Source organism: Shewanella sp. GXUN23E (assembly GCF_050865035.1).
Classification (GTDB): domain Bacteria; phylum Pseudomonadota; class Gammaproteobacteria; order Enterobacterales; family Shewanellaceae; genus Shewanella.
In genome coordinates, this window is sequence record NZ_JBOZWP010000012.1 from 52,548 (window position 1) to 70,725 (window position 18,178).

Consider the following 18,178-nt stretch of genomic DNA (forward strand, 5'->3'; position numbering starts at 1 on the left):
CTTATATTTATGTAAGCTGATAGAGACTAGCAGGATTCCTGCTGGCAGGAAATCTCTGTTTGCACTAAAAACCGACTAAATCCTGATACATGGGTTGTTATTGTCGTGGATCTGTTGGGTGAAAATTGTGTAGAGTTAGCCTATAAGTAAAAAGTCTGTGACTTGGATTTTGTTTAAATTGACAGGGAGTCTGACATGAAGTCAGCGTTTAACGTCTTTTTCGCCGGTTTGGCATGTTTGTTTATGGTCGCGTGCAGCGGTGGGGGAAGTATCTCGGAAGATGGCGGTGGAACGACCCCAACTCCCACTGTGAAACTTGATTTGGCAATATCCAATACGGATATTACGGCCGCAGCGCCGGCCGAATTAACTGCTTCAGTATTTAATTCCAGCGGCTTACCTATCACCGGTGAATTGGTGACTTTCAGTCTGAATGACAGTCGTATGGGAACATTCGATCCTGCTATAGGCACTGCGCTAACCAACAGTGCCGGTGTCGCCAGTATAGTATTGAGGACAGCTTCAGTAGAAGGGGCTGGCTCTGTAAGCGCATCAATAGGCTCTGGTGAGAGTGATTCTGTCGGCTTTAATATGGCTGGTGATGGTGGCGATGCCACTGGAGGCGCTCAGGTAGTGTTGAGTCTGACAGACAGTGCCGGTAATCCAATTGATTCCATTAACTCTATTACTCCCGGAAAGCTCACTGCCAATGTTACCGGTATCAGCAAGCCGGTGATTGTGACCTTTTCAACGACAAAAGGGGAGTTGCCCATCGATACGGCTGTCACCAGAAATGGTATTGCGACGGTCGATATTTATGCCGGCAATAATCTGGGAGCCGGGGTTGTGACAGCAACCCTGGCCTCAGGTGAAAAGGGCGAAACGCTGGTGGTGATTGGCGCCACAAACGTGTTGATGGGAAGTGGTGATCCTTTTGTCGCCGGTAAAGCAGGTGTTAGCCTGGCGACCTTATCCGCAGGTGGTACAGCGACAGTGAGCGTGCGAATTCAGGATGACGAAGGTAATGCCTTTAACCAGCCCGTGGAGGTCAATTTCAGTTCAACCTGCAGTACCGCTACCAATCCAAAAGCTGAAATAAGTTCACCTATTGTGGCCATTAATGGCGTTGCAACAAGTACTTATCTTGCCAAAGGTTGTGTTGGTGACGATCCTATAAATGTTACCGCCAACGCTGGAGGACAAAATCTGTCTGCTACAGGAACTATCAATGTGTTGTCTGCTGAGGTTGGCAGTATTGTATTTCAATCCGCTACCCCTGAAAACATTGGTATTTTGGGCACAGGTGGTGATGAATCGTCTACAGTCAAGTTCAAAGTGCTGGATACCAACGGTAATCCTGTGAATAACAAGCTGGTAGAGTTTTCATTGAATACCAATATTGGCGGTATCGCTGTTAACCCTCAGTCTGCAACAACCAATGATCTGGGCATTGTTCAAACTGTCATTAACAGTGGAACGGTAGCGACATCCGTAAGGGTAACCGCTACCGTGAGCGGGACGACGCCTGCGATTTCAAGCCAGTCCAGTCAACTTGTTGTCTCTACCGGCATCCCTGATCAGGATAGTTTCTCGCTATCTGCGGAAATTCTGAACCCGGAAGCATGGGGGATTGATGGTACTCAGGTAAAAGTGACTGCGCGCCTTTCAGATGCGTTCAACAACCCAGTTCGTGACGGTACTGCAGTTAATTTTGTCACCGAAGGTGGGGACATTGAAGATTCCTGTACCACTATTGATGGTGCTTGTACCGTTATGTGGGAAAGCCAGAATCCCAGGCCCGCCGGTAACAGGTTAGATGATGATCCGAACTATTATGCTCAGGTTATTCCATTTATGGGACAGCCTTATGGTGGTCGAACAACGATAACCGCTTATGCCATTGGGGAAGAGTCTTTCCCGGATCTTAATGGTAACGGGCGTTTTGATGAATCTGAATATCAGCAATTCATCAATGGAAAAGATGTCAGTGGGGCGCCTTATGATAAAGGTGACGCTTATGTAGACCATAACGAAGACGGCTATTTCAACCCTCAGCAGGCTGGCGGTGAAGCCGGTGGTGATAATGAGGAACTGATCGACTTTGACGCTGATGGCGTCTATGACGAGCCGGATGGGGTATATAACGGTGTGCTGTGCAGTATTCCTGCTCATAGTGGATGCGCTGATGGATCAGTTAAGAAAAAGTCGATCTATGTGCGGGGCAGTCTGACTCTGGTGATGTCCGGTGGTGATGCATATGGAACACTGGTCGAAATTAAGGACAGTACAGGTATAGATAATGGTGACGGCAAGTTGACCATTGCAGGTAAAAGTACCGGCAGCGTGACAGTGGTTATTGCCGATTTGCATAACCAACCGATGCCTCAGGGGACTGAGGTTAATTTCAAGACCAGTGCCGGTTCAATCACCAATACCGCCAGTTATATCTGGCCTAACGAGAACAGTAATGGCGGAACCAGTTTCACTGTGGTTATTAAGGGTGAAGATCAACCTAATTCAGGGTCATTGATAGTGGAAGTTGTGACTCCTGGTGGGGTAACTACAGTATTTGATCCAATTGATGTGATTATTCTGTAATCTGTTTTTTAACGAAAAGGCGCCTTATGGCGCCTTTTCTATTTTATGTTCGGCTATCTCTGAAACCGGTAAACACTGCCCAGCTGCATGATTTGCGTCAGTTCATCCAGTGCGGTGCGCGATTCAATCACAAGCTGAGGGTCGGCCAAATCGGCCTGAGAGAGTTGATCCCGGTAATGTTTTTCGACCCAGGTATTGAGTCTGTCAAACAGCGCTTGGGTCAGTAGCACACCTGGGTTGACGGCAGCCAGCTCCTGTTCATTCATGGCTACGCGCAAACGCAAACATGCAGGGCCGCCACCGTTTTGCATACTTTGCTTCACATCAAAAAATCTGACTTCTTTGATGGGCGTATCCAGGGTGAGCAGTTCCTGCAGGTAAGCATTGACTGCTGGATTTTCCTGGCAGTCGGTCGGCGCAATAATCACCATTTTGCCACTTGGCAGGGTAATAATCTGGGTATTGAACAGGTAGCTCTTTACCGCATCATTAATCGCCACTTTGGCCGTGGGCACCTTAATGAAATGGATATCTCCGGCGAGTTTGCGGCGGATCTCGTCAAACGCAGTATCGGTATTGAGAAACGCCTGTTCATGATAGAACAGCACATTCTGATTTCCGACTGAAATCACGTCATTGTGGAACACGCCCTGATCGATGACATCCGGGTTTTGCTGAATGAATACCGTCGTGCTGTCATCAAGACCATGCAAACGTGCCACCGCCTGTGAGGCTTCCAGTGTCTGCCTGGCAGGGTATTTGCGGGGCTTGATAGCGTTGGGGCTGGTCGCCTGCTGGCCATAGACGAACAGTTCAAGCCCCCTATCACCATAGGCCTGGCACAGGCGGGTGTGATTGGCTGCACCTTCATCGCCGAAACTGGCATGCTCAGGCAGATGCTGATGATGACTGAAGTATTGCTCATTGTTGAAGATGGCTTTGAGTATGTTGCCTGTGGTTTCAGGTTCAATACTGCGGTGCAGTTTGTCGACCAGATTGGCGGGGGTGAAGTGCAGCTTGCCATCTGCGGTATCAGCACTGGGGGACACAGTGGCAGCGTTGGCGGTCCACATGCTTGATGCACTGCAGCAGGCATTCAGGAGCGCCGGTGCTTGTTGATAAGCTTGGTTGATAACCTGTGCGTCGCTGCCCGAAAATCCTATGCGTCTTAAGGTGTAAATATCAGGACGCTCCTGTGGTGCCAGCATCCCCTGTATCATTCCCATCTCGGCTAAGGCTTTGGCTTTTTGCAATCCTTGTTTGGCAGCGGCTCTGGGATTGGATTTCTGGGCAGCATTATTTAACGAAGCCACATTACCAAATGATAATCCAGCATAATTGTGCGTCGGCCCGACAAGCCCATCAAAGTTTGCTTCAAATTGCTTCATTGCTTTTCCTTGCAGGGTTAATAATGATTATTTTGCGAAGATTGCAGTTACCGGCGAAACTGTTTCTGTCTTGCACAGGGGCCTTAATCCTGCTCCTGGCAAGGTTTAACTGTGGCCCAGTATAACCAAGCCCCGAGGCTTAACAAGGCAGCTTCCCAAGACAGAACTTGCATCCGGACAGTGATTTGCATAACTATTGGGGTTGCTGTGGTAAAACATGAAAGAATAGTTTTTAATTACGCAATATTATTTTTTACATTTTTTTCATGCTTGATTAAAAAGTGACTCGCTGGCGCATATAACGGAGACTCGGACTTGAAACTCGTCGGACAACCCTCTATATATGGTGCCACTTTCCACCTTCCTGAGACTTTTTGGCGCAAATCATACTATGGGTAAATCGCTAGTCATCGTCGAATCGCCGGCCAAAGCCAAGACGATCAATAAGTATCTTGGTAAAGATTTCATTGTTAAATCCAGTGTGGGTCACATCCGTGATCTGCCCACCTCATCCTCTTCCGAAGGAAAGACCGCCTCCAAGTCTCCCGCCGAAGTTCGAAAAATGTCTGCCGAGGAAAAGGCAGCTTATAAAAAGCAGAAAGAGAAACAATCTCTGGTAGCCAGAATGGGGGTAGACCCCGAACATGGCTGGCAGGCGAATTATCAAATACTGCCGGGTAAGGAAAAGGTGGTAAAAGAGCTCCAGAGCCTGGCTGATTCTGCGGATCAGATATACCTGGCAACGGATTTGGACCGTGAGGGGGAAGCGATTGCCTGGCACCTGCAGCAGGTGATTGGCGGCGAACCTTCACGGTATAAGCGCGTTGTGTTTAACGAGATTACCAAAACAGCCATTCAGGAAGCTTTCAGTCACCCGGCAGAGCTGGACACCAATATGGTAAATGCTCAGCAAGCCCGTCGATTCCTTGATCGGGTTGTAGGCTTTATGGTGTCTCCACTGCTGTGGAAAAAAGTGGCCCGCGGCTTGTCTGCCGGACGGGTACAGTCCGTGGCTGTGCGTTTGGTCGTCGAGCGCGAAAGCGAAATCAAAGCCTTTGTACCTGAAGAGTTCTGGGACGTGCATGCCGATCTGCTGACTCAGGGACAGGCTAATCTGCGCATGGAAGTGGTCAAGCATCTGGGTAAGGCGTTTGAGCCAGTCAATCAGGCTCAGGCAATGGCGGCAGTAGAGGCGCTCAAAGGCGCCAGCTACCGGGTGGTGGAGCGCGAGGACAAAGCGACCTCCAGCAAACCTTCGGCGCCATTTATTACCTCAACCCTGCAGCAAGCGGCCAGTACCCGTTTGGGGTTTGGGGTTAAAAAGACCATGATGCTGGCACAGCGTCTGTATGAAGCCGGCCATATTACTTATATGCGTACCGACTCTACCAATTTGAGTCAGGAAGCGCTGGACAGCGTCAGAGAGCTTATCGGCAAAGATTTCGGTGATGCCTATCTGCCTGATGCACCAATCCGCTACGGCAGCAAAGAGGGCGCTCAGGAAGCCCACGAGGCAATCCGTCCTTCCAACGTCAAAGTGGAAGCGGCGTTTTTGAACGATATGGAGCGTGATGCGCAGCGTTTGTATGAGCTGATCTGGCGCCAATTTGTGGCCTGCCAGATGACGCCTGCCCGTTATGATGCCACTCGTCTGACCGTTGCTGCCGGTGACTACACCCTGCGGGCCAATGGTCGCACTCTGCGTTTTGATGGTTGGACCCGGGTACAGCCTGCGCTCAAGAAGAAAAACGAAGAAGACAATACCTTGCCTGTAGTGGATGTGGATGAATCGCTGAGCCTGCAGGCACTGGATCCCAAGCAGCACTTCACCAAGCCTCCTGCCCGTTACAGCGAAGCTTCGCTGGTAAAAGAGCTGGAAAAGCGGGGTATTGGTCGTCCTTCTACCTATGCCACCATTATCTCGACCATTCAGGATCGGGGTTATGTGAAAGTCGAAAACCGCCGTTTCTATGCAGAAAAGATGGGTGAAATTGTCAGCGAGCGTTTGCTGCAGTCTTTCCAGGAGCTGATGAGTTACGATTTTACCGCAGGTATGGAACAGACACTGGACGATGTCGCCAAAGGCGACAAACAGTGGAAGCAGGTACTGGACGGTTTCTATCAGGACTTTATCGGGCAACTCGACAAAGCCGAGCAGGAGCCGGAAGCCGGTGGTATGCAGCCCAATGAAATGGTGCTGACTGACATCGCCTGCCCAACCTGTGGCCGCCCCATGGGGATCCGCACCGGCACTACCGGGGTATTCCTGGGGTGCAGTGGTTATGCCTTGCCACCGAAAGAGCGCTGCAAAACCACCATGAACCTGACTCCCGGTGACGAAGCGGTCAGCAGTGAAGATGCGGAGATGGAAGCCCTGCGTGCCAAGCATCGCTGTAATCTTTGCGGCACCGCGATGGACTCTTACCTGCTGGATGAAACCCGTAAGCTGCATGTCTGTGGTAACAACCCAAGTTGCCCGGGCTATGAGGTTGAGCTCGGACAGTTCAAGATCAAGGGCTACGAAGGTCCGGTGATTGAATGTGACCGTTGTGGCAGTGATATGGAGCTCAAGAACGGCCGATTCGGCAAGTACTTTGGCTGCACTAATGCTGACTGTAAGAACACACGTAAGCTTTTGAAAAATGGTGAAGTCGCACCACCAAAAGAAGATCCTGTGCACTTGCCTGAGCTGAAATGCAGTAAATCGGATGCGTATTTCGTACTCAGAGACGGTGCGGCGGGTATCTTCCTGGCGGCCAGCACATTCCCTAAATCTCGCGAGACCCGTGCACCTTTGGTAGCCGAGTTGGCGAAATATCGTGAGTTGCTGTGGCCCAAGTACCAATATCTGGCCGATGCGCCTGTCACTGATGCCGAGGGAAATCCGACGCTGGTGAAATTCAGCCGCAAGACCAAAGAGCAGTACGTTGCCAGTGAGGTTAACGGCAAGGCAACCGGTTGGATTGCCAAGTTTGTCGATGGCAAGTGGGTTGAAGAAGTACCTGCCAAGAAAAAGGCTCCGGCCAAGGCTAAATAAAACGCACTGATAAAGCCCCGCGATTGCGGGGCTTTTACTTTAAATCAGGTGTAGAAAGCACTTGCACCTAAGCTTCTCAGATAGGCTTACCTTTTCTTACGATTCTCCGACTGCCTCAGACATCCTGAGTTGGGGTATCTCACATCTGCTGGGGTTCCAAGGCGGTGGAATGACGCGGATAATACGGGGGCGGAGTGCGAGTCTAGTCTGGCTATGACCCCTTGACTTATAAGTTGGTGGCCAGGCTTGCTTTTGATGCGGTGTTGGTGGTGATTTGAGGCAAAAAAAAGGAGCCCGCCGGCTCCTTTTCATAAAATGTCTTACCACTTCTTTTTTTGCTGAAACAGAATATCCAGGTCGTCTTCGGATTTTTCCTTTGCCGCCGGAATCGGGTCATCCCGCTTTTGAGCCCCCATGACTTCATCCAGCAGCATCTTGGCTTCGTCGGCTTTCTTGCTGATGAAAGGGTCGTTGGGAGACTGAGCTTTCAGGGCATTGAGGGTGGTCAGTGCTTTGGTCACCATCTGTTTGGCACTGCCATACTGCTTTATCCCAATTGCAGAACGAGCGCGGCTCAACATGGAGTCGACATTGATCCGCAACTGCAAATTATCGATACGCTTCTCTTCCTGACTGAAAATGTTGGGGTCAACCTTTCCCTTGTTGTTTTCAGCCCTCAGAATCGCTTTGAGCTTCTTCAGCGACTGAACCAACAGCAACACCTGCTTGTCATTGTCAGGCAGACGGAAATTTTCCAGTGGTGGTGCCGCTGCAGCATTTTTTGAAAGACTATCAATCTGGGAGGCCAGATCTGACTGACGTCTTTCGTACTCTCCTTTTTGTTTGTCGGACGCAACAGCGACCGCAGCAATCAGAGCGTCATTCATTCGGCGGTAAAGTACGAGAATAATCTGATTGGAGCAGGGCAGCATGGCCGAGTTAGACAAAATGGCTTCCGTCTCTTCAAGAATCGCACGCTGACGGATCAATTCGTTGCGACGTTCTGTTTCCATCCGGTCTTTTTGTTGCTGAATAATGTTGATGCCGATAACCAACAGCAAAAGGGCGCCTATTAGAATGAGAACCAGGTAAAAAATCATAGGTTATCCAGAATTTGCTTAGTTGTGCCAATGCTACATTAAATCAATAATCTAGCATAGTTATCTTAGTCCACGCCGCGAATCTTGTCTCATTTGTGAGTTACTCTTGTCTCTTTATTCCGATTTGATTTAATATTTTGGCTGTACTATAACCATTGATTATAGAAACGGAACAGCATTCTATGCCTGATTATCAGGATCCCACTACGGCCCAGCAAGCAAAGGATGGACTATGAAGCTGCAACAACTCAGGTATATTGCCGAGGTAGTTAACCATAACCTCAATGTTTCGGCCACGGCTGAAAATTTGTATACCTCCCAACCCGGGATCAGTAAGCAGGTTCGTATGCTGGAGGATGAGCTTGGTATCCAGATTTTTGGCCGCAGTGGCAAGCACCTTACCCATGTGACGCCTGCCGGACAACAGGTGATAGCGATTGCCAACGATATTCTGGGCAAAGTTGACAGCATCAAACGAGTGGCTGAAGAGTATACTCGCCCGGATCAGGGGGAGCTGAACATTGCCACCACGGATACCCAGGCCAGATATGCCTTGCCCCATATTATCCGTCAGTTCATCGACCGTTACCCCAAGGTCAATCTGCATATGCATCAGGGCACGCCGCAACAGATAAGCGAACTTGCGGCTCGCGGCGATGCGGACTTTGCTATTGCTACCGAGGCGATGCACCTGTACAGCGACCTTATCATGCTGCCTTGTTATCACTGGAATCGCAGTATTGTCGTCCCCAAAGACCATCCACTGGCCAATGTCAGCAAACTCAGTATCGAGGAACTGGCACGTTATCCACTGGTCACTTATGTATTTGGTTTTGATAAAGCCTCTGAGATTGAAAAGGCGTTTAATCGGGCCGGGCTTGAGCCCAGAGTTGTGTTCAGCGCCACCAGTGCGGAAGTGCTGAAGACCTATGTCCGTTTGGGACTGGGGGTAGGCGTTATCGCAACCATGGCGATAGATAAGCAACTGGATCAGGATCTGCGGGTGATCGATGCCAGTCATCTGTTTAAGTACAGCACGACTAAAATCGGATTCCGCAAAGGCAGTTTTTTGCGCAGTTATATGTACGATTTTATTGAACGTTTTGCGCCGCACCTGACCCGGGATGTGGTGGAAAAAGCCGTGGCGCTCAGAGATGCACAGGCCATTGATGAGATGTTTGCTGACTTTAAACTGCCGGTTCGCTGAGAAGCCATAACACACCGGTTTTTCGACGAGCATAAAAAATCCCGCAAGTGCGGGATTTTTTGTGGCGACAATCAGCACTCAACAATGTTGACGGCCAGGCCGCCTTTGGCGGTTTCCTTGTATTTTGAGCGCATATCCTTGCCGGTATCCATCATGGTTTTGATTACCTTGTCCAATGATACCTTGTGATTACCATCACCCCTGAGTGCCATACGTGAGGCGTTGATGGCTTTGACCGCGCCCATGGCATTGCGCTCAATGCAGGGCACCTGCACCAGTCCGCCGACAGGGTCACAGGTCAGCCCCAGGTTGTGCTCCATGCCGATTTCAGCGGCATTCTCAACCTGCACCACTGTGCCCCCCATGATCTCTGTTAAACCGGCTGCGGCCATCGAGCAAGCCACGCCGACTTCGCCCTGGCAACCCACCTCGGCGCCGGAGATAGAGGCATTCTTCTTGTACAGAATGCCAATAGCGGCAGCCGTCAAAAGGTAACGGGCGCAAATGTCTTCATCAACCGGCTGTACAAAAGTGTGGTAGTAACACAGTACTGCCGGAATAATGCCTGCCGCGCCGTTGGTTGGCGCTGTGACCACCCGATCACCGGCGGCATTCTGCTCATTGACTGACAGAGCGAACAGGTCCACCCAGTCCATGGCCGTCAGGGGATCCATGTTGTTTTTGCCTTCCGCTTTCAGGCGGCGATAGAGACCAGGCGCCCGGCGACGCAGCTTGAGTCCGCCCGGCAGCAGTCCTTCGCGCTGATAACCGCGTTCAATGCAGGACTTCATGGTTTCCCAGATTTTCCACAGCCCGGCTTTGACCTCGGCTTCAGCGGTGACGGTTCGCTCATTAGCCATCATCAGGGATGAAATACTCAGGCCATTGTCGTTGCACAGTGCCAGCAACTGGGCTGCCGAGTTGAAATCAAAGGGCACTTCTGCAATTGGGGTGGCAGGAGATGCGTTTTTGGCGAGGATCTCGTCTTCATCCAGCACAAAACCACCCCCGACAGAGTAGTAAGTGCGTTCATACTGCACTTCTCCCTGGCTCAGAGCATACAGTGTCATGGCATTGGCATGGGCCGGCAATGACTTGCGTCTGTGGTAGGTAATGCCTTCTTCGCGGGTGAATTTGACGATATGACCATTGTGCAATACCAGCTGCTGCTCTTTATCGACCCGCCACAGGATTTCATCCACTTTGTCGGTATCGACAGTTTGCGGATCTTCACCCATGAGCCCCAGAATCACCGCTTTGCCTGTGCCGTGCCCTTTGCCGGTCTGGCCCAAAGAGCCGAACAATTCCGAGCGCAATTCATCAATCCTGCCAAGCAGGCCTTTGTGCTCGAGGATGTCGACAAAGGCCTTGGCGGCCTTCATTGGACCCACGGTATGTGAGCTTGAAGGGCCGATGCCAATCTTGAACATATCAAAAACACTAATCATGAGATTCGCCTTTTATGGTTGCTTGCCGTTATCACTCGCGCTGCCTGTCACTTCGGGTTACTCTTGGCCTGAAACGCACGAGGAGATGGGACTTGTATGACGTAATGTGATTCGCAGGTTGCCAGTATCCCATAGGTTTTACGGTTTTTTAGCATTAGATTTTTTGATGAGCCATGTCAGATAAGCTTATCCGGGAAAAGTGAAATTGTGCAGGATGGCGCATTTTTCCCAAGAAATGCTGATATTGGCCAGTTGCAGGGGAAGTAATGAGTTACCTGATGATGGATTTGGTGGGCCTGCAGGTCAGCGAGCTGGAGGCGGCGCAGCTGCAACATGAGGCCGTCGGTGGTGTGATTCTGTTCAGCCGGAATTTTTCCTGCCGTGTCCAGTTATGTGAATTGGTGCGGCAGATCCGCGCAGTTCGCCGGGATTTGCTGATCGCAGTGGATCATGAGGGCGGTCGGGTACAGCGCTTTCGCGAAGGTTTTACCTCTATCCCCGCAATGGGGGATATTCTGATCGCCGCTGACAATGATATGCACAAGGCCTGCCTGTGGGCGCGGGATTTGGCCTTTGTGATGGCGGTTGAGTTGCTGGCCTGCGATATTGATTTAAGCTTTGCCCCGGTGCTGGATCTTAATCGTATCAGCGAGGTCATCGGCAAGCGCAGTTTCAGCGCGGATCCCGACGAAGTGACCCGGCTGGCGACTGCCTGGATAGAGGGAATGCGCAGCGCCGGCATGGCCAGCGTCGGTAAGCATTTCCCCGGTCATGGCAGTGTTCAGGCCGACTCTCATATTGCCATGCCGGTTGACGAGCGCAGCTACGAGCAAATAGAGGCTGCCGATATGCAACCATTTATACGTCTGTGCGCCACCGGTATGCTGGATGGTATGATGCCGGCACATGTGGTTTACTCGGCAGTTGATCCCAATCCCGCCGGATTCTCCCGCTATTGGTTACAACAAATATTACGGGATAAGATGGCGTTCGATGGCGTGATATTCTCTGATGACCTGGGGATGCACGGCGCGTCTTTTGCCGGTGGCTTCAGAGCCCGGGCCGCTGCGGCACTTGATGCCGGTTGCGATATGATCCTGCTGTGTAACGATCCGGCCGGAGTGGCACAGGTGTTGGCGGATTTCCCCTGGCCTGAGCAGGCATCGACCCGTCCGGCCAGCAGGCTCAAGGCTGACTCACTGCATGCTGTCAGTGCACTGGAGAATGAACAGCGGTGGCTGCGGGGCAGGGAGTTGGCGATGCAAATCAATGGATGTTCGAATCAATAACAGGAGGCAAAATGATTTTATACCTTCATGGTTTTGATGCCACCAGTCCGGGCAATCACGATAAAATACGGCAACTGGCATTTATTGACCCGGATGTACGGTTAATCAGCTACAGCACGGCGCATCCTCGCCATGATATGCAGCACCTGCTCAATGAAGTTGATAAGCAGTGCAAACTCAGCGATGACGCCAGCCCTCTGATGATTGGGGTGGGGTTGGGCGCGTATTGGTGTGAGCGTATCGGCTTTCTCTCCGGGCTGCGAAGTGTATTGATCAACCCCAATCTGTGGCCTGAGCAGAATATGGCGGGCAAAATTGACCGGCCAGAAGAGTATGCTGATATCGCCAATAAATGCGTATCGCAATTCAGGGAAAAAAACCGGGGTAAAAGTCTGGTTGTGCTGTCCAGGCAGGATGAAGTGTTTGATTCGACCACTATCGCCGATACCTTGTCGCCTTTTTATGAGGTGCATTGGGATGAGGCTCAGCCGCACAAGTTTCCGTCCCTTGCCTCGCATTTGATGACTATCAAGGCGTTTCGCGACGCCAGTTGAATAATACGGTAAATTGTCAGTATCAATGACCGGCCCTGTTGCCGGTCATTTGTCGATTTTTTCCTGCTCAGCCCCCCCGCCGATGTTTGCTCCACGATGCCTGCTTTCATTGAAAATATGCTCTGATTCCCTGTGGTTAGACTGATATATCGCGGCGTTTTGGCGCCGCTGTCAGACGGCTATTTTTGTCCGGAATTGCAGCAACCGTTCCCGTCTATGTATAAGTCTTCCCCTATTTATCAATATGTTAGGTCGATGCTTTAGCTGCTTGGTGATCATTGTTTGGTATTTTGTGCTGGTAAATGGTTAAAAAGTCGGGGATATGGCTAAAAAACAGTTGCGGATTTCTATAATCCCTGTAGAGTGACGACCGTCAGAGGCGTGTTACATCTGGATACAGGTGTGGCCGCTTATGACGTAGTTTGCGTATGTCGCCCGATAACAGCTAGCAGCGGTTTCGCTAGCTGTTTTTTTTGCGCGTTGAAAAACCCTGGTATATGGTTCCGGTAACGGCATTGATTGGAGCCTTTTGATGAAAAGGGTACGTATCAGGGTATCTGGACTGGTTCAGGGGGTGGGGTTTCGCCGCTGGACGCTGGATAAGGCCAACGCGTTGAGTCTAACCGGCTATGTGGGGAATCTCGATGATGGTCGGGTAGAAATTCTGGCACAGGGCAGTGAGCCTGCGGTATCGCAACTGATTGACTGGTGCCATCAGGGTTCGTCATCGGCCAGTGTCAGTCGAGTTGACGTCGATGAAGATCCGGGTGATGAATTTTATCTGGATTTTTCGATTATCGCGCTCTAGCCAATGCTCGGAGCGGCTTGCAAGACATGCTGGTTACGGCAGCAAAAAGGGCAGTTAATCTGCCCTTTTGTTGTTTACTGTGCGTTCTGGCGAGGTGGTTGCGGTGCCGGCGCTCCGGTCTGATTATCATCCGGCTGCTGCATCTTGCGAATTTGGATCACCAGGCCAAGCTTGGGGTGATCAAAGTAGTGCATCTCGTCACTTCTGACCCGACGATTCTGTTTCATATGAATGGCATACAGGAAGGGGGTTGAGTCCCCAGCCTGGGATTGTTCGGCGGCCTGATGCTGCGTATCCTGGCTCTGGCCGGGCGCCAGGTCATCTTCCAGGGTTCCTTTGAGACGGGCTTTCTCACCTTCTTCTCTGAGCACCAGATCTGTTTCTATATAAAGCCAGTGATTCAGATAGATGTTGATGGTGCCATCCAACTGCCATACCGGCTGCTCGCCCTTCGGTGTCATAAATTCGTTCAGGTAGCTGAAATGCTGCGTCAGATCATCATCGTCCTCAAGCAACAGGCCGTTTTCCTGATACTGTTTGCCAAAGTCTCTGCCGGCAAAGATGCGGATAGGCTTGGCCTGACGGCGGGGCAACATATTCTCCTGCCAGGTCATATGCAGCAGACTGGTGACACCGGGCTCGCGGGAAATTTTACCAATTATCTGATCAAATTGCCCTTGGCTACTGGCCAGCAGCACGGCCCCTTCCTGAGGTTTGGCATAGGTCGGTTTGGGAGCTCCTACCGCCGCAGGGATCACTTCCGGATGCGCTTTGGCGGTAGTTTGCAGCTGCTCATTACACCAGTCTGCCCGGGTTGCCCAGTCAGAGGCATCGCAGCCATTCAGCGCGGAATTGAGGCTGCTCAAATTGGTGACGACCACAGGGGTGATCAGATCGATGGCTTTACGGGTATCGGCAGGCACCGCATCTTCGGGCCACTGCTCAGTGTCATTTGCCTGACGACTGAATACATAGACCTCCACCTCGAACCAGTTTTCTTCACTGGCAAAGGCCTGCGGGGCACCAAGCAGAGTGACCAGCATCAGGGAAATTCCAATAAAACGGAACACGTTTACTCTCCAAGACGATGTTGTGACAGTTGCTCAAGTATGGTGCTAACCAGCTCCAGCCTGTCTTTCGGCGTTTCTGCCGGGATGAGAAACTTTAACTTATTCGGCCCATCCATACGATAGATTTGTGGCTGGCTCTGCAATAAACCAATGATAAATCCCGGATCTATCTGATGATGATCGGCAAACTCCATGCTGCCGCCTTTGGCATGCATTTCAATCTTGCTGATCCCAAGGGCGGTGGCGGTATGTTTATACAGCGTCAGACTGAGCAGATTTTTGGCTGCATCCGGCAGCATGCCAAAACGGTCGATGAGTTCAACTTTCAGTTCGTCCAGCGCGGCGGCGCTGTCACAGTTGGCGATGCGTTTGTACAGCGACAGCCGCATGTTGACATCTGCCACATAATCCTCCGGCAGCAACGCCGGGATCCTCAGGTCAATCTCGCACTGCTGGTTGAGCATCTGCGCCAGCGATGGCTCCTTGCCTTCCTTGAGGGCTTTGACTGCGCCTTCGAGCATCTCCATATACAGGCTGAAGCCGATTTTGGAGATATGACCACTCTGCTCATCACCCAGCAGCTCACCGGCACCGCGGATTTCCAGATCCTGGGTAGCCAGCATAAAGCCTGCGCCCAAATCTTCCAGTGCTTCCAGCGCTTCCAGACGCTTGCGGGCATCGCTGGTCATGCGCTTGGGATGAGGGGTCATCAGGTACGCATAAGCCTGATGGTGGGACCGTCCAACCCGGCCGCGCAACTGGTGCAACTGGGCCAGTCCGAAATGGTCGGCGCGGTCGATAATAATGGTGTTGGCGCTGGGCACATCGATACCGGTTTCAATAATGGTGGTACAGATCAGCACATTGAACCTTTGGTGATAGAAGTCTGACATCACCTGTTCCAGCTCGCGCTCGCGCATCTGGCCGTGGGCGGTGACAACCCGGGCTTCCGGCACCAGCTGCCGGATATCGGCGGCACATTTTTCAATGGTTTCCACGGCATTGTGCAGGAAATACACCTGACCACCGCGCAGGATTTCCCGCATGATGGCTTCGCGCACTGTGGCTATGTCGTATTCGCGCACAAAGGTTTTCACCGCCAGACGCTTGGCCGGCGGGGTGGCGATAATAGACAGATCCCGCATGCCGGACATGGCCATGTTCAGGGTTCTGGGAATGGGGGTGGCGGTCAGTGTGAGAATATCCACGTTGGCTCTGAGCGCCTTGATTTTCTCTTTCTGGCGTACCCCGAATCTGTGCTCTTCATCGATGATAAGCAGTCCGAGATTTTCAAATTTCGCCCCGGATTGCAGCAGTTTGTGGGTGCCAATGACGATATCCACTTTGCCCTGTGCCAGGTTTTCCAGCACCTGATCCTGTTCTTTGGCGGTGCGAAAACGGCTCATCACTTCGATGGTCACCGGCCAGTCGGCAAATCTGTCCTTGAAGTTTTCGTAATGCTGCTGTGCCAGCAGGGTAGTGGGTACCAACACCACCACCTGCTTGCCATCGTTGACGGCGGCAAACGCTGCCCTCATGGCGACCTCGGTTTTGCCAAAGCCCACATCACCGCACACCAGACGGTCCATGGCAATGGGCGAGCGCATATCCGCCAGCACGGCATGGATGGCAGATTCCTGATCCGCGGTTTCCTCGAACGGGAAGCCACTGGCGAACAGTGCATATTCCTCTTCATCCAGATTACAGGCTTCACCGGGACGGGCCTGACGGCGGGAATACACATCCAAAAGCTCAGCCGCCACATCGCGGATTTTTTCAATCGCCTTGCGTTTGGCTTTGGCCCAGGTTTCATTGCCCAGTTTATTCAGGTGCAGCGATTCTTCCGTGCCGGCACTGTAGCGGCTGATGAGATGCAATGAAGAGACAGGTACATAGAGTTTGTCGCCGCCGGCATATTCCAGCTTCAGATACTCGGCAACCAGACCGCCTGTGTCCAGGGTTTCCAGCCCCTGATACAGGGCTACGCCGTGCTCCAGATGTACGATAGGCTGGCCGACCTTGAGTTCTGCCAGGTTTTTGATAAGCAGATCGCTGCTGATTTGGCGCTCTTTTTCCCGTCTACGCTGCTGGGCAATGCGCTGACCGAAGAGTTCAGTCTCACAAATCACCGCCAAATTGGCATCTGTCAGCAGGCAACCGTTGGCCAGTGGCGCGACAATCAGTCCCAGTGGCGCTTTGCTTTCCACAAATGCATTGAAATGAGGCAACACCTGAGGGCGGATGGCAATCTTCGCCAGCAGCTCAAGCAAGGCTTCACGACGGCCTTCGGATTCGGCGACAAACAGCAGCCGGATATTGGGCTGCCCGGCATGAAACTGAGCCAGCGCCTGCAGCGGCTGCTTGAGCTTGTGATTGGCGGTAATGTCCGGTAACGCCGTCGCTTTGGCCTGTTTATGGCTTTCATTGGCATCGCTGCTGCGGGCTACCACAAAACGGGGTAATGGCTTGATGGCGGCAAACAGCTGCTCTGTCAGCAGATACAGTTCCTGCGGGGCCAGCAATGGTCGCAACGGATCAACTCTTCGATCTTCATAACGCTGGGCAACTTCCGCCAGATGTGCTTTGGCTGCTGCTTCAATATCACCACAGGAGATCACCTGGGTATCGGCGGGAAGATAGTCGAACAGCGTGGCGGTATCGTCGAAAAACAGCGGCAGATAGTTTTCGATACCTGCCGGCATGAGTTTATTACTCACCTGCTGGTAGATGGACTCTGGCTCTTTGGAGATAGTTTCGAAGCGGCGGCGATAGCGCTGGCGAAAACCTTCTATGGCCTGATTGTCTGTCGGGAACTCCCGCGCAGGCAACATGCGCAATTGCGGCACTTCCGAGCTGGAACGCTGGGTTTCCGGGTCAAAAAATCGCAGTGACTCAATTTCATCATCAAACAGTTCGATGCGTACCGGCTTGTTGCTGCCGGAAGGGAACAGATCCAGAATCGAGCCGCGAATGGCAAACTCACCGTGTTCATACACCTGATCGACCAGATGGTAGCCGGTATCAGTCAGGCGCTGGCGCATGCTCTGCAAATCGTATTTGTCGCCTTTTTTCAGTATCAGCACATTGCCACTGAGAAAAGATTGCGGTGGCAGGCGCACCATGGCGGTTGATACCGGCACAATCAGCACAGAATGTTTCTCGCCACCGAGGCGTGACAGTGTTTCGAGACGGGCCGAGATCAAATCCTGATGGGGCGAGAAACTGTCATAAGGCAGGGTTTCACGGTCAGGAAACAAACGCACGTCGGTACCTGAGCCGGATAACAAATAGTTCAGCTCAGCTTCCAAAGTCAGGGCGCTGGGAGTGTCATGGGTAAGAATTAAACTGGTGCCCGGATACTGGCGGGCAATATTGGCCAGGGTCAACGCCTTGGCGACACCCGCCGGAGCGCAAAGCGCCTGAATACGGGCACTTTTGTGGTGTCCGGGTGGGGTGAGGACGGAAAACTCAGACATGGAATACTTTGCTGTTGTTATCGCGACAAGTTGGCGACATTGTAGAGATTTGCGCTGATGGGTGCCAGTATTTGCGGCCATCGCCGGCGGATTGCTGAGCTGTGGATAGCTGGCATTGCTGCGAGGGGGCATCTGCGGCATCGCTCAACAAGCGTGGCCGGTCAGGCTTTTTAGGCGGCCGGGTTTCAGGGCGCTTTTCGGCA

At 51.9% G+C, this 18,178-nt stretch carries 11 protein-coding genes; 6 read left to right on the forward strand and 5 right to left on the reverse strand.

Features of this window, described 5'->3' with window-relative positions; genetic code table 11:
• Positions 1-195: 195 nt before the first annotated feature.
• Positions 196-2,598 (forward strand): hypothetical protein, encoded by a 2,403-nt coding sequence (locus ACRRUX_RS11950; protein WP_432530554.1) that lies wholly within the window; start codon positions 196-198, stop codon positions 2,596-2,598.
• 53 nt (positions 2,599-2,651) lie between these two features.
• Here the strand turns inward: ACRRUX_RS11950 and astB are convergent, their stop codons facing one another.
• Complete coding sequence (gene astB / locus ACRRUX_RS11955; protein WP_432530556.1) at positions 2,652-3,986, reverse strand: N-succinylarginine dihydrolase; 1,335 nt, start codon at positions 3,984-3,986, stop codon at positions 2,652-2,654.
• A gap of 391 nt (positions 3,987-4,377) precedes the next feature.
• Between astB and topA the strand changes: the two genes are divergently transcribed.
• Positions 4,378-7,023, forward strand: a complete 2,646-nt coding sequence (gene topA / locus ACRRUX_RS11960; protein ID WP_432530558.1) for a type I DNA topoisomerase — start codon at positions 4,378-4,380, stop codon at positions 7,021-7,023.
• Positions 7,024-7,343: 320 nt separating this feature from the next.
• Here topA and ACRRUX_RS11965 read toward each other — a convergent pair whose 3' ends face one another.
• Positions 7,344-8,123 (reverse strand): hypothetical protein, encoded by a 780-nt coding sequence (locus tag ACRRUX_RS11965; RefSeq protein WP_432530560.1) that lies wholly within the window; start codon positions 8,121-8,123, stop codon positions 7,344-7,346.
• Between the two features lie 232 nt (positions 8,124-8,355).
• Here ACRRUX_RS11965 and cysB point away from each other — a divergent pair, with 232 nt between their 5' ends.
• Entirely contained in the window at positions 8,356-9,330 is a 975-nt protein-coding gene (cysB, locus tag ACRRUX_RS11970) for an HTH-type transcriptional regulator CysB (RefSeq protein WP_432530562.1), read from the forward strand.
• A 71-nt stretch (positions 9,331-9,401) separates the two neighbouring features.
• Here cysB and ACRRUX_RS11975 read toward each other — a convergent pair whose 3' ends face one another.
• On the reverse strand, positions 9,402-10,778 hold the full coding sequence (locus ACRRUX_RS11975) for an L-serine ammonia-lyase (RefSeq protein ID WP_432530564.1): 1,377 nt from the start codon (positions 10,776-10,778) through the stop codon (positions 9,402-9,404).
• A 266-nt stretch (positions 10,779-11,044) separates the two neighbouring features.
• Between ACRRUX_RS11975 and nagZ the strand changes: the two genes are divergently transcribed.
• The 3 genes from nagZ to ACRRUX_RS11990 all read left to right on the forward strand — a co-directional run bounded on the left by nagZ (position 11,045) and on the right by ACRRUX_RS11990 (position 13,429).
• A complete protein-coding gene (gene nagZ, locus ACRRUX_RS11980; RefSeq protein ID WP_432530566.1) occupies positions 11,045-12,067 on the forward strand; it encodes a beta-N-acetylhexosaminidase in 1,023 nt (340 codons plus the stop codon).
• An 11-nt stretch (positions 12,068-12,078) separates the two neighbouring features.
• Positions 12,079-12,621: an alpha/beta hydrolase YcfP gene (gene ycfP / locus ACRRUX_RS11985; protein ID WP_432530568.1), complete on the forward strand. Its 543-nt coding sequence runs from the start codon at positions 12,079-12,081 to the stop codon at positions 12,619-12,621.
• 532 nt (positions 12,622-13,153) lie between these two features.
• Positions 13,154-13,429: an acylphosphatase gene (locus tag ACRRUX_RS11990; RefSeq protein WP_432530570.1), complete on the forward strand. Its 276-nt coding sequence runs from the start codon at positions 13,154-13,156 to the stop codon at positions 13,427-13,429.
• A gap of 74 nt (positions 13,430-13,503) precedes the next feature.
• Here the strand turns inward: ACRRUX_RS11990 and ACRRUX_RS11995 are convergent, their stop codons facing one another.
• On the reverse strand, positions 13,504-14,499 hold the full coding sequence (locus ACRRUX_RS11995) for a peptidoglycan binding protein CsiV (protein WP_432530572.1): 996 nt from the start codon (positions 14,497-14,499) through the stop codon (positions 13,504-13,506).
• Between the two features lie 2 nt (positions 14,500-14,501).
• A complete protein-coding gene (mfd, locus tag ACRRUX_RS12000) occupies positions 14,502-17,975 on the reverse strand; it encodes a transcription-repair coupling factor (protein WP_432530574.1) in 3,474 nt (1,157 codons plus the stop codon).
• Between the last annotated feature and the right edge of the window lie 203 nt (positions 17,976-18,178).